The following is a 13,785-nucleotide window of genomic DNA, read 5'->3' as shown; positions in this document are numbered from 1 at the left end:
GATTAAAGCTCCGCCTTAACGAGACTACTGCTCCCAGCTTCTCCCATCAGGCCGAAGTACAGGTCGTGCCCTGCCTCCGTCAGTTGCGACGCGCTAAAAAAGTGTTCCGTACCAACCTCCGCAGACCGTACTGGCGGTAGACGAGTGCTGAAGACCGGTGTATCCGATGGGGCCCTGAATACGGTCACCCGCGTTGGTCGGTCAGTAGTAACTGCGATCCCTCCATTCCTGCGTGTTTGCCGAAGCACGGCTGGTGGGGTGAAATTGTAGTAATTGGCATCAACGTCCGGTTGCAATAGCGTAATGCGGCCGGGTGTAACGTCCACGTAGTACTCCGTACCCTCTTTTCTGATGCCGGCGCAAACGTCGCACCGGACACCCGGCCATTCGGGTACGGAAATCTTTACGGTGACGTACGGCTGGTCAAAATCCTCAAAACGTGGTAGGTCTGCACCGCTGAAGGTCGTTTCAATGCGGATAAGATCCTCCTCCCGGTAAGCTTTCACGGTAGTCGTTTCCCGCAGGGCGAGGTATTGCAGAATGGCTCCGTAGCCGTTGGCGTGAACGAAATAGCCGTCCCGGTCGATTGCCTCCCGTACCTGCTGCAGAATTTGCTGGTAGGCAACCGTTTGGTCGATGCCATTATAGATCAGGTGGAAGTGGGAGAAGTTGCTGAAGAAGCCTCCCGCCTCGGCGGTAAGCAGCACCGCGTCCTGAAACCTGGCCTCCAGCGCGGGGTTGGTATTGACGTTACGGGTGCCCCAGATCTTTTCCGGATTGGCATCATTGAAGAGGCGGGTGGTGGAAGGGCGGTCGTATCTGGACTGCCCGTCATAATCGTTCTCAAGGTCGTCCAGGCTGATAGATGCCCGGCTATTTCTGGAACCGAGGTAGGACTTTCCGTCCCGCAGCATTTCCGTTACACCCCGCTTACCATTTCGGTAGGCGGCAACGATTTCGGTGCCCGTCGTTCTTCCCTCCTGGTTGCGGATTAATTCATAACATTCTTCCCCCCGATTGGTCCCTGCCATCCCGTTTTTATGACCGTAGAGTCCGCCGGATACGTCATACATCTCTTCCCCGTGGTTGGGGTAGCGCTCCGGTTTTGTTGCCCCCACCCGCGCGTTGGTGAAGTGCTCGGCGCCGGAGGCCGTCCAGACAGTCTTGTAGTAATCCGGAATAGTGGTGGCCTGGTTCCAACGGTCTGTCAGTAGGTAAGCCTGCACTTCACCGCGGCCACCCATTTCGATTTGGGAGACGTCCGGCTCGTTCACCTTTCCGGAAAATAGGGTGAAGCCCAATCCAGCGCTAAAATGCGCCGCCTCGATGCCGTGAAACCGTGAGGGATCGTAAGTGTCCGAATTGGAATCAAAGGCAAAGTCCGCCCCAAACCGGTGGGTAGTTATTTCGGCGGGGATGGTTACGGGGCCTACTTCTGCGGACACCATCGGCTCTTCGCATCCAACTAAGAACAGGAGTGAGCTAACTAAGATGCAAAGGAGAAACTGGGGACGAATCAAGCGTGGAAATTTGGGAGAACGGGGTGAAAGAAGTGCACTTACCTCTGATAAAAGATGCGCTCCTTACTCACCATGACAGTGTCACATCAAGTAACGGGTACTCTAGATACCCCAATGGAAAGGATTAGTTGTGCAAGTACTGGTATTCCGCCTTTAATCCCCATAAACCTAGCAAATGCAACGTGCTGTAGCCAATTGTAACACTTTAGGATCCGATTTTACTATCCCTCCAACCCCACGCCAGCCCACCTTTGCCACCGTTCGACGGAGCCATCAGCATCCTCCTTCCCCCTTGACGAATTTGGGGCGGCAGTACGAAGGCTGGCTTCGCCGGCAACTTGACATCTGACTCGCGAAAAACACACTCCTACGTATGATGATCAGTCCAGAATTAGTGACGTGATAGCTTGATTTAATTTTTTCTCCGAAGAGGATTTGATGGCAAATCCCAATTTGGGCTGGGCGCCTTCCGGATGGAGGGCGCCCTCCTTTTCAAAGATTTCATTTCCGCCATTCAGCGTGCCCAGCGCCGGTGCGTAGCTTTCTGATATCTTCGCGGGCCACCACCCGCCGCTCTTTATGGTCACCGGATTGGGTTCCACCACGCCGGCCAATGATAGACTCATGACGCGTTCCGTTAAGTCGACATTTTTTGCTTCCTCCTGCGCCAGGTTGCTCCTGGTGGTATTTTGGTGCACGGTTACTGCCGCAGTTGCCGCTCAGGAGGAGCAGGCTTATTTTGAGTTGTCCGGTGCCCAGTACGCCACCGCGGCGCGGGTACAACCTTCCCAGAAGTTTCTCAAGGATGCTGATGGTATTCTTTCCGTCAACGATGTGCTTGGCCTATCCGGCCCGGACTCAGTCAGTGCCTGGTCCGACCGGCCTGCACTCTCCGTGGGTGATTACCTGTGGACGAAGACCATTTTCCGGAATAGTACCGACGAGCCGCGCTCTGACTACGTAGTCTTTCACTGCTGCGCTAGCGAAGTATCCGCCCACATCATCCGGCAGTCTGGAGAAAGGACCACCTTCAAGGGAAAGGAACTCGCCATTCTCCCCACAGAACCAGTAGCGATCACCCTAAATACTCAGCCCGGGGAAGTAGTAACCGTGTTGCACCGGGCCCGCGTCACGGAAAGCCGGGTTGGGATCATCACCGGGACGCTCTACGTGACGGAGGCCACCACTCACCTAAACATTACCTCCCAGCGCTACGGGGATGGCTACTTCATTTCGGGCTTCCTGATCTGTTTGATGGTGGTGACGCTGATCGTCTACCTCCTTTTCCGGGAGCGCACCTTTATGTACTTATTGCTTTTGCTATTCGGCTTCTTTAACTACTTCTACTTTCAGTCGCAGATATCGGGTCTGCTACCTAGTTATGATCAGATTCGCATGCTTGGCATCAACGCCGTCAACCTGTCGGGTGGCCTGATAGTGGCAGGCATGACGGGCTTCCTCTATTATTACCTGGATCTACCCACACGCTTTCCCCGGGCCTGGCGATTTTATGTTGGCTGGACCGTCTTTACCCTCTTTTTCAGCGCCTGGTTCTCGATTATCTCACTCGAGATCGAGGTGCTCTTCGTGCTGTCCAACATCACAACCATGGGTTGGGTAGTGGCGTCCATTGGGTTGACCATTGCCGCCGCCTGGAATGGTGGCCGGCCGGAACGCGTCCTACTGGCTTCAACCGGATTGCTCGCGCTCGCTACGGTCGTCTTCATCATCAACATCATTACGGAATACCGCTCCCCGTTGATTGGCAGGCTCTTCGAGTACGCCTTCCTCATCTTCACGAGCCTGTTGTTCTACGGGGTGTACGATAAGGTCAGCACCGTCAACACTGAAGCCCGGCAGCTGAAGGACCAGTTTACCTTTCGCTCCCGCTTCTTCGCCAACATCACCCACGAATTCAGGACGCCGCTGACGCTCATCCTCGGCCCCCTCCGCCAACTGCTCGACCGGGAGCCGCCCGCCGCCGACCGGGAATTGCTCCAGATTGCCCACCGGAACGCGGAGCGCCAGCTGCAGCTCGTCAATCAGATCCTGGATCTCTCGGATACCAAAAGGGAGGGGCTACGCCTGCAATTGGAAGCCGTCGATACCGTCCAAATGCTCCGGCGGCTCACCTACAGTTACGCTTCCCTGGCCGAGCAGCACGAGATTGACCTTCAGTTCAAAGCCAGCGAGGATAGCCTCGTCACGCTGGTGGATCGGGAGAAGTTGGAGACCATCGTCTACAACCTCCTCACCAACGCCTTCAAGTTTACCCTCAACGGTGGGGAGATCGGGGTCACCCTGCAGCGGGAAGAAAACGACCTCGTGATCAAGGTCCGCGATACGGGCGTCGGGATACCCAAAAAGGCACTGGCCCACGTTTTTGAACGCTACTATTCCGACCAGCGTAAGAGTAGGGAAGGCACCTTCGGCAATGGGATCGGTTTGGCCCTCACCAAAGAACTCGTCCTCTTACACGGCGGGCAGATCAGCGTCGAAAGTGAGGAGGAACTGGAAACGGTATTCACGGTGCGCCTTCCCTACAAGGCGGTGTCCACTACCCATTCCTCCGCACCTGCGCGAGCGCCCAAAAATGACGCTGAACTAGCGCTTGGAGCATCAGCACTTACCGAGAATTACGAAGAAGAATCGCTCCCGACCGGACCGGTCGTCCTCATCGTGGAAGACAACGCGGACATGCGGACTTACCTGCGCATCGGCTTGTCCGGCAGCTACCGGGTTGAGGAGGCCAGGGACGGGCGCGAGGGCACGCAAATGGCGAAAAAGCTGTTGCCCGACCTCATCATCAGCGACGTGATGATGCCAGAAATGGACGGCTTCGAACTGTGCGCCGACCTCAAAACCAGCCTGGAAACGAGCCATATTCCGATCATCTTACTCACGGCCCGCGCGGCGGCTCAGGACCGCATCCAGGGCCTCGATACGGGTGCCGATGACTACCTGACCAAGCCTTTCGAGGTGCCGGAATTACGCGCCCGGGCCCGCAATCTCATCAGTGGCCGCCGGTTGTTGCGTGAGCGTTTTGCGGAGTCCCTGACCCTGAAACCGGAAGAGGTGACGGCTTCTTCGGTGGACCAGGAATTTCTGCTCGCCGCCGTCCAGGCCGTCGAGGATAACATGGAAAACGAGAATTTTGGCATCGACGAACTGGCGCTACAACTTGGCGTAAGCCGGCCGAGTATGAACAAGAAATTCCGGGCGCTGCTCGACCAGTCGAGCAACCAATTCCTCCAGTCCATTCGGCTGGAACGCGCCGCGGATATGCTGCTCAAAACCCAGGATACGGTCGCGATGATCGCCGATGCCGTGGGCTTCCGCAGCGCGAGTTACTTCATCAAATCCTTCCGCGACAAGTTTAGCATGACGCCCGGTCAGTACCGCAAGAACGGGGGCGCTGACGCGGGTGCAAGGTAATGGGAAGGGGGACCGATCCGCTTACCCTCGAAGCATCTTCAACTCCCGATTGAAACATGCAGCCGGGTGAACGCCTTTGGGAGGAGGACGGGCGATTGCCCAAAACCCCGCACCCCATGATTGAAGTAAAAGGCCGCCTCGTAGACCTGGACGCCCGCGAAACCTACGGCGCCATCATCACCGTAAATGACGAAGGCTACATCGCGGCCATCGACAGGGACCCGAGCCGAGATAAGCGGGGCCACTTCATCCTGCCCGGCTTCGTGGATGCGCACGTCCACATCGAATCATCCATGCTGCTGCCGGTGGAATTCGCCAAACTCGCCGTGACCCACGGAACGGTAGCCACCGTATCCGACCCTCACGAAATCGCCAACGTGATGGGGATGGAGGGCGTGGAATTCATGATCGATAATGCCCGGCACACTCCCCTGAGCATCAATTTTGGCGCCCCGAGCTGCGTGCCGGCGACCACGATGGAGACCGCCGGCGCTACCCTCGGGGTAAAGGACGTCGCCGCCCTGCTGGAACGCGACGACATCAAGTACCTCTCCGAAGTGATGAACTACCCCGGCGTCCTGAACGGTGATTTGGAGATGCTGGCCAAGATCTCCGCCGCCATCGAACGCGGTAAACCCGTCGACGGCCACGCGCCGGGGCTACTGGGAGAAGAAGCCTTCCGCTACGCCCAGGCTGGCCCCTCTACCGACCACGAGTGCACCACCGAAGAAGAGGCTCGTGGCAAATTGGATTCGGGCATGAAAATCCTCATCCGCGAAGGCTCCGCCGCAAAAAATTACGCCGCCCTCCACGGGCTGATTGATGAGTTCCCGGACCGCCTCATGTTCTGTACCGATGATTGCCACCCGGACGACCTGATGGCTGGCCACATCAACCAACTGGTGATGCGGGCCATCCGGCAGGGGCACGATAAATACGACGTCCTCCAAATCGCCTGCCGTAACCCGGTGGAGCACTACGGGCTCGATATTGGCCAACTTCGCGTAGGGGACCGGGCGGACTTCATCCTCATCGACGACTTCCGATTCATGGCCGTGTACGCAACCTACATCAAGGGACAGATGGTCGCCGAAGCCGGCCACCACAACCTGCCGGATCACCGCCCGGAACCGATCAACCGCTTTAATTGCTCCCCCAAAACAGTGGAAGACTTCCGCATTGCGCCCGGCCCGGATGGTGGCCGCCTGCGCGTCATCGAAGTCTTCGACGGCGAACTCGTGACCGGCAAAAAACTGATGGACCCTATCCTCAATGAGCGGGGCGAACCGGTAGCCGCCCCCGAACGCGATCTGTTGAAGATCGCCGTCATCAACCGCTACGAAGATGCTCCAGTGGCGTTGGGGTTCGTCACGGGCATGAAGATGCAACTGGGCGCCATCGCCAGCTCGGTCGCCCACGATAGCCACAACATCGTTGTGGTGGGCGTGGACGATGAATCGATGGCCCGCGTAGCCAACGCCATCATCAACGAAAAGGGGGGCATCGCTGCTACCCGGGGGGAATACCTAGAAATCCTCCCCCTCCCCATCGCCGGTATCATGACGGCGGAATCTGGCCCAAAGGTGGCCGCCCGCTACGCCGAACTCACCGGTTTTGCCCGGCGGAAACTGCGTTGTAGCCTCGAGGCTCCGTTCATGACTTTGAGCTTTTTGGCGTTGCTGGTGATTCCGGAATTGAAATTATCGGATAAGGGTTTGTTTGGGGCGGAGGCGTTTGGGTTGGTGGATTTGTGGGAGGTGGGGTAGGGGAGGCTGGGTTTGACGAAAATTTGCGTCTGACGAAATTTTGGGGTGAAACGGAAAATTGGGTGGGAACGGAAAATTGGGTGGGAATGGAAAATTGGGTGGGAACGGAATCCCGTGGTCGGAACGAAAACCCGGGGTGGGAACAAAAACCCGGGGTCGTTCGGCCTTTGGCCTCCTTGACCCCGGGCTAACTTGCGTGTCCCTCCGGGACACTGATTCTTGAGGGCGGGCGTGGTGTGGATAACGAAAACCCGGAGCGCGTCTTCGACGAACACCGGGCTACGAGGTTTACCCCTTCGGGGCAATACGTAACAGGCCAATCCCGGCTGTGTAAAGTGGGCCACCTGACGCAAAGTAGAGTGTGTCACCTAACTGTGTGCCACCGCTACGTAGGCCGGCCCTTCGGGACGGGTAGTCACGCAGCGCCGCAGGCCTCTCCGTCTCCCCAACCTCACCTACTCCTGCGAAACAGACACGCCATGACGTAGTGCGACAAACGGTGCGCCGCAGGCATCTCGGAGTAGGGTGGGCCACCTGACGGTGTGCCACCGCTACGCAGGCCGGCCCTTCGGGACGGGTAGTCACACAGCGCCGCAGGCCTCCCCAACCTCTCCTGCTCCTGCGAAATAGAAGCGCCTCAGGCCTCTCTATCTCTTCTACTCTACCTCTCCTGCGAAACCAAAGTACTCTAGGCGCTCTCCCACCAAACCTTCTATCTTGGCCCTCCACAAGTCACCCCCATGCAAATTGTTATCGTCCTGATCGGGATTGCCGTGCTCATCGGTTTGATCGCCTACGTGAAATTGGATACGTTTTTGTCCTTCATCCTGGTCTCGTTGGGGTTGGGGATTGCGTTGGGCATTCCCGTTTTTTCGGAGGACCCGACGGTGACTACGCTCACCGCAGCCATTAAGAACGGGATTGGGGGGACGCTCGGTTTTCTCGTCATCATTCTCGGCTGCGGGGCGATGCTGGGGAAGTTGGTTGCCGATAGCGGGGCGGCGCAACGGATCGCGGATACGTTGATTCGCATCTTCCCGAATAAATACGTTCACTGGGCGGTGGTGCTGACGGGATTTATTGTGGGGATACCTATGTTCTATTCAGTAGGGTTCGTGGTGTTGCTGCCCCTCGTCTTTACGGTGGCGGCCCGGACGAAGCTACCCCTCGTCTACGTCGGGCTACCGATGCTGGCGGCGCTGAGCGTTACCCACGGCTACCTGCCGCCACACCCGGCACCGACGGCTCTGGTAGGCGACTTCGGAGCGGATCTTGGGCGGACGTTGATGCTTGGGCTGATCGTGGCCATCCCCGCCATCATTCTGGGTGGGCCGGTTTTTGGGTCCACGCTCAAGCAGTACAATCCGGTACCGTTGAAGTCCTTATTCAGTGGAAAGCAATTCACCGATGCGGAGATGCCGGGGATTGGCGTATCCATTTTTACGGCCCTGCTACCCGTCATTCTGCTGGGGGGAGCCGCGGCGCTGCGGCTTTTGATTGGTGGGGATAGTCCGCTGGCGCCGGTCCTGGATTTTATGGGGGACCCCATCATTGCGATGGTCCTCAGTATTTGCATCGCCATACTGACGCTGGGCGTTGGCCGGGGGAAGAAGATGGCCGAAGTGTCCGTTTCCCTGGTTACGGCGGTGAAGGACATTGCCATGATCCTGCTCATCATTGCCGGGGCGGGGGCGCTTAAGGAGGTGCTTATCGTGAGTGAGGTGAGCCTGTATATCGGTTCCCTGCTCAACGGGCTGAACGTATCCCCGCTCATCCTCGCTTGGGGGATTGCTTCGCTGATTCGTTTCTGCGTTGGTTCGGCTACGGTGGCGGGGTTGACGAGTGCGGGCATCGTTGCGCCACTCATCGTGCAGACGGGGGCAGACCCGAGCCTGATGGTCCTCGCTACCGGGGCGGGCAGCCTGATGTTTTCCCACATCAACGATACCGGATTCTGGCTCTTCAAAGAGTATTTCAACCTCTCCGTACGCGATACACTGAAGACCTGGAGCGTGATGGAGATGATCGTTTCGGTGACGGGATTGCTGGGCACACTAGCCCTGAGCTACGTCGTGTAGAGTCCGGTTCCCTTTTCCTTTCCCTCGTCGTAACTTTGGGTTGAACTATTACCTACCGATCACCGGCCTTGCACGGCCCCATCGGTGGCTGCCCTTTTACCCATTTCCTTTCAGACCTGCTTTAAACCAACGTTCCGATGTTCCGATTGCCGTACCTCCTGGTACTGTTGCTTGCTGCTTTACCCGGCACCTGCGTCAGCGCCCAAACGACCTATTTTGTTGCTACCGACGGAGTAGATGACGACACCCGCGACGGGCTTTCTACCGCCACTGCCTGGGCTTCCCTGGCCTACGCCTGCGAGCGCGTGCCGGGCGATATCAATGCTCCCGATACCATTCAAATTGGGGCCGGTACCTTCATCGTGACCGAGGCCGCCACGCCCGAACCGGGGGTGGCCATACAGGGAGAAGGAGCGGATCAGACCATTCTGCGCAGTGGCCCCGATTGGGTGATGACGAACCGGCCGAAAGACGAAGCCTGGCAGGATTACATCATCTCCTTCGAGAAATTTCCGCTCGGCTACAACGGGATTCAGACAACGAATATGACCGTGCGCAACTTGCGTTTGGAGTCCACGCTGGATAACCTTACCCACGGTGGGATTTATTTCCGCGACGTTGATTCCATCCTGATCGAGAACCTCGAGATCGTCGATTTTGGCTGGGCGGGCATCGCGATACAGTTCGGTGAGCAGATCGAGGTGCGCGGGTGCTACATCGAGAACGCCAACCGGACGGAAGACGATTTTTTCAGTGGTAATATCCACACCGCCTGGCTGCGCGACGCCAAATTTCACGATATCATTTACCGCAATACCGTGCCCGGCGACCGCCAGTGGGGCGTTGGGTACAAGGGCGGCGGCCACACGAACGTGCAGATCTACGACAGCGATTTCAGTACTGGATCCGGGTTCGACATTGAGATTCCCTTTGAGCAAGAATTTGGGGTGGATATCTATAACAATACCTTCAACCGCACCGTCAGCGTGCCCAAAGGTGGGGCGAACGGCGACCCGGCCAGCCGTGGTTTTACCTACTCCATGCGTATCCGCGACAACTATTTTACCAACGGTTACGACATCGAGGGGCCACGGGAATACATGGAGGTTTGCCACAATTTCTTCGACGTGCAGAACGACAATGGCCGCTGTTACGCCCAGTTCGGCAGTACGAATATTATCGGCCGCAACTCCATCCACCACAACGTGGCGGTAGGCGTCGATCGGTCGTTCTTCTGGGTCAACGGCGGATTGGACACCGTGGATTTTTACAACAATACCCTCTATTACGAGAACGCCGACAACAGAGCGGGGGCGATGATCGCCGTTCGGTCCACGGTTACTGGCTGGAACATCAAGAATAACCTCCTTGTGAGCCCCGCTGATCAGCCGCGCCTCGTGGGGGCGGTGATGAATGGACCGTCCACCGAATTTGAGGCAAACCTGGCCGTTAACGCACTCGACGCTAGCTTGCCCGCGGGCAATTACCTCGACGAAGACCCCGGCCTCAACGAATCCGGAGCCATGCCGGATACGTTTTTTGCCCCCGCTTCCGCGACCAGTTTCGTGGTGGATCGGGGCGTCGACGTTGGCTTTCCCTTTGAGGGCGCTGCGCCCGACATCGGCGCCTACGAATACGTGGCGGCCGCGTTACCCATTGAGTTGCTAGCCTTTTCCGGTCAGACCGAAAAGGAGGCCGCGCGTTTGCAGTGGTCGGTGGCCAACGCCAGCAATTTCTCCCACTTCGAGGTGCTGGAACTCACGACCGAAGGCACGTTGGCGCTGGCGCAGGTGCCATACAATGGGGACCGGGACCGGTACGAATTATTGGTGGACTGGACCACCGGGCCCACGGAACGTACCTTCCAACTCAAGATGGTAGACCTCGATGGAAGCGAAGCGATGAGCGATGCGCTGACCCTCCGGCGAGTGGCGGATACTGAAGATGTGGTCGTCTTCCCCAACCCGACGACCGAACTCCTCAACTTCCGGATGGCGGAGCGGGGTGCCTACCGATTGTACGCCGCCGACGGGCAACTGTTTGGCCGGGGGATGGCGGTGGCGCCGTTGACGTCCGTACCGGTCAGCCACCTGGCTTCGGGAACCTACCGCCTGGTCGTTATTGGCCGGCGGGGGGATATCCGGACGGTGGCCTTCGTCCGGTAGGTTGAGGGGGAATTCCTATCTTATCGGTCCGTTAAAACAATCGACGATGAGGTGGTCCCCCGGTTTACTGTTCCTGATGATGTTAGTCGCGTGTTCTTCGCCTGGGGGTGGGGATTCCTCTTCCACGGCACCTGCGGCAGCGCCCGAATCCGCTGCAACAGAAGACGATTGGACGGTCTTATTCGACGGAAGCTCGCTGGATGGCTGGCGGGGCTACAACGCCGAAACCATGCCCCCCGGCTGGAAGATCGAAGGTGACGTACTGACCTTCGACGATGGCGCCAAGACGAGTGACGCCGAGTACGAAGGGGGAAAAGACATCATTTACGGCGCGCGGGAATTCGATAATTTTGAACTGGTACTGGACTGGAAGATCCCCGCCGGCGGCAACAGCGGCATCTTTTACCACGTGAAGGAAGGCTACGGCGGCCCACCCGAAGTAGCACCGGAGTACCAGTTGATCGACGACGAAAACTACACTAAGATTCACGACATCTCGGCTTACAACGCCGGCCTCGGCTACGGCCCAGAACTGCAGGATTGGCAAAGCACGGGCGCCGACTACGCCATGTACCCGGCCCCAATGGAGGGCCGAAATCTGAAGCCCGCGGGGGAGTGGAATACCAGCCGCATTCTCTTCACGCCGGAACGTGCGGAATACTGGCTCAACGGTAAGTTGGTGGTGAATTTCGTGCCTTGGTCCGACGATTGGCAAAAGCGGCGCGACAGTGGAAAATGGAGCCACGCTCCGGACTACGGGAAGTTCAAATCCGGCTACATCGGCTTACAGGACCACGACAGTGCCCTGTGGTTTCGGAACATTAAGATCAGAGAGCTATGATGAAGAGAAGGAAATTTTTGCAAGCCTCCGCCGTGCTGGCCGCCGCGACGGCGCTGCCTTCGTGTAACCCGGAAACAAAACCGGCTGGTGAAGGCGCGGAAACGGCAGCAGCCCAACTACGCACTGCCCACATCGGCGTGGGAAACATGGGATTGGAAGACCTGCAAGCCGTCGCCTCCCACGACCGGGTAACGGTATCTGCGCTTTGCGACGTCGATGCCGGCTATTTGGCCGCCGCGGCCGCCCTCTTCCCCGATGCAAAAACGTACAGTGACTACCGCGTGATGCTCAAAGAATTGGGGGATGAAGTAGACGCCGTGGTTGTCTCCACGCCGGACCACACCCACGCCCCGGCTTCCCTGGCGGCGATGGAACTGGGCAAGCCGGTTTACTGCCAGAAGCCGCTCACCCATCACGTATCCGAAGCGCGGGAGATGCGGCGGGTGGCCGAAGAGAAAGGGCTGGTGACGCAAATGGGGATCCAGGTCCACTCTTTCTACGACTACAAATTGGCGACTCTGTTGATCCAGTCGGGCATCATCGGGAAGGTGCATACCGTACGGGCCTGGTCACCCAAAAACTGGGGCTACGACGGGCTGGCGCCGGCGGGGAGTGACCCCGTTCCGGATAGCCTCGATTGGAACCTCTGGCTCGGCACGGCCGCGGAACGCCCCTACGTCAAAGACTTTTACCACCCCATGAACTGGCGCAAACTGGTCGACTTTGGTTGCGGTACTTTAGGTGATATGGGCGTCCACATTTTTGATACGCCCTACAACGCGCTGGCCCTCGACGTGCCGGAGACCATCACCACGGAATGTCGGCCGCCCAACGGTGTTGGCTTCCCGGAGAACAACATGGTGACCTACGAATTCCCCGGCACCCCCTACACGACGGATGATTTTAAATGGGTCTGGTACGATGGCCCGGGCGCACCGGGCGCCGTGCCCGAGCTGGCCCTGCCCGACGGGACGGAATTACACGATCAGGGGGCTATTTTCTTTGGGGAGGAGGGGAATCTGTACTTACCCCACTTCCAGTTGCTGCCCCAAAAGATTGTGGATGGGGCCTTCGTCGATATTGAGGCGGAGATCGCCGCCGTCTCCACCCCGGACATGGCGGAGCCGGTGCGGGATTACGCGCTAGAATCGCCGAAGCACTACCACCAATTCGTGGATGCCTGTTTAGGTAAAGGGGAAACCACCGCTCCCTTCAGCTACGCCGCTCGGTTGACGGAAACCATTTTGTTGGGCACGATTGCCGGCCGCTTTCCGGGAGAGACGTTACACTGGGATAGTGCGGCGGGGCGGTTTCGGGAGGAGAAGGCTAATTCGTATTTGGAAGGTGATTATCGAAAATTTTAGGTTGGCGTCTTGTAAAGCGCTGTTTTTTGTGGGCTAACTCCTTGTAAATCAGGGTGGGGACTTGCGCAGTACTGCCTCGTCCCCTTATTTTAGAAGCTCACCAAATCCTGTTACACATGTTCTCTTTAGTCGCCTTATTCCAACTCGTTTTTCACAGCGATGCTTCCCTCACCAAGAGCCACGGCGTTTCGACGTTCGATCTGGTGCTTTGAGGAGTGGTAGTTTGGAATAGTTGCGCAGCTTTGGTTGCGTAGTTTCGAAGCACGGTAACGTTGGTTGCTGTGCTTCGTTGATTTTAGTATGTTGTATTTAGTGTTTCTCGGTGCTATCCCGGCTCCCAGCCTCCAGGCCGGGCTTACTTCCGGTACGTCGACCTTTAGTCGATGCTTAACGTGGTGTCTTTTCTATCACTTCTTGTCAGATGACCACGCAGTAGCAGCGTAGCTAAAAGAAGCAAAAATCTTGTTCTGTAACCGTGACTTAATGCGATTTCGCCCTTCCCGGCTCCCGGCCTCCAGGCCGGGTTTTAATGTTGTTTGGTACTCTCTATTTTGGCACACTTTTCTGGCACTTCTTTTGTAGCCACCACGCAGTAGCAGCGCAGCTAAAAGAAGCA

Annotated in this window: 8 protein-coding genes; 6 read left to right on the top strand and 2 right to left on the bottom strand. The window is 57.6% G+C overall.

The window, feature by feature from the left end; genetic code table 11:
* Positions 1–2: 2 nt before the first annotated feature.
* The gene (locus A3850_RS18490; RefSeq protein ID WP_068220729.1) at positions 3–1,448 is read right to left on the bottom strand and encodes a hypothetical protein; all 1,446 of its coding nucleotides are present in this window, start codon (positions 1,446–1,448) and stop codon (positions 3–5) included.
* Between the two features lie 452 nt (positions 1,449–1,900).
* The gene (locus A3850_RS20355; protein WP_197494112.1) at positions 1,901–2,218 is read right to left on the bottom strand and encodes a hypothetical protein; all 318 of its coding nucleotides are present in this window, start codon (positions 2,216–2,218) and stop codon (positions 1,901–1,903) included.
* On the opposite strand from A3850_RS20355, the gene A3850_RS18480 reads away from it, so the two are divergent.
* The 6 genes from A3850_RS18480 to A3850_RS18450 all read left to right on the top strand — a co-directional run bounded on the left by A3850_RS18480 (position 2,202) and on the right by A3850_RS18450 (position 13,169).
* A complete protein-coding gene (locus tag A3850_RS18480; RefSeq protein ID WP_197494111.1) occupies positions 2,202–4,955 on the top strand; it encodes an ATP-binding protein in 2,754 nt (917 codons plus the stop codon). The genes A3850_RS20355 and A3850_RS18480 overlap by 17 nt on opposite strands.
* Positions 4,956–5,071: 116 nt before the next feature.
* The gene (ade, locus tag A3850_RS18475) at positions 5,072–6,721 is read left to right on the top strand and encodes an adenine deaminase (RefSeq protein ID WP_068221162.1); all 1,650 of its coding nucleotides are present in this window, start codon (positions 5,072–5,074) and stop codon (positions 6,719–6,721) included.
* A gap of 740 nt (positions 6,722–7,461) precedes the next feature.
* A complete protein-coding gene (locus A3850_RS18465; protein ID WP_068220716.1) occupies positions 7,462–8,799 on the top strand; it encodes a gluconate:H+ symporter in 1,338 nt (445 codons plus the stop codon).
* 137 nt (positions 8,800–8,936) lie between these two features.
* Positions 8,937–10,964, top strand: coding sequence for a right-handed parallel beta-helix repeat-containing protein (locus tag A3850_RS18460; protein WP_068220713.1), 2,028 nt, complete (start codon positions 8,937–8,939; stop codon positions 10,962–10,964).
* Between the two features lie 46 nt (positions 10,965–11,010).
* Complete coding sequence (locus tag A3850_RS18455; RefSeq protein ID WP_068220711.1) at positions 11,011–11,805, top strand: DUF1080 domain-containing protein; 795 nt, start codon at positions 11,011–11,013, stop codon at positions 11,803–11,805.
* Entirely contained in the window at positions 11,805–13,169 is a 1,365-nt protein-coding gene (locus A3850_RS18450) for a Gfo/Idh/MocA family protein (protein ID WP_157501479.1), read from the top strand. The genes A3850_RS18455 and A3850_RS18450 overlap by 1 nt, the downstream gene beginning before the upstream one ends.
* The last annotated feature ends 616 nt before the right edge of the window (positions 13,170–13,785 follow it).

The sequence above is a fragment of the Lewinella sp. 4G2 genome (assembly GCF_001625015.1).
In the GTDB taxonomy this organism is placed as follows: Bacteria; Bacteroidota; Bacteroidia; order Chitinophagales; family Saprospiraceae; genus Neolewinella.
The sequence above is the reverse complement of the archived record's forward strand: the minus strand, read 5'-3'. Positions and strand labels throughout refer to the sequence as shown.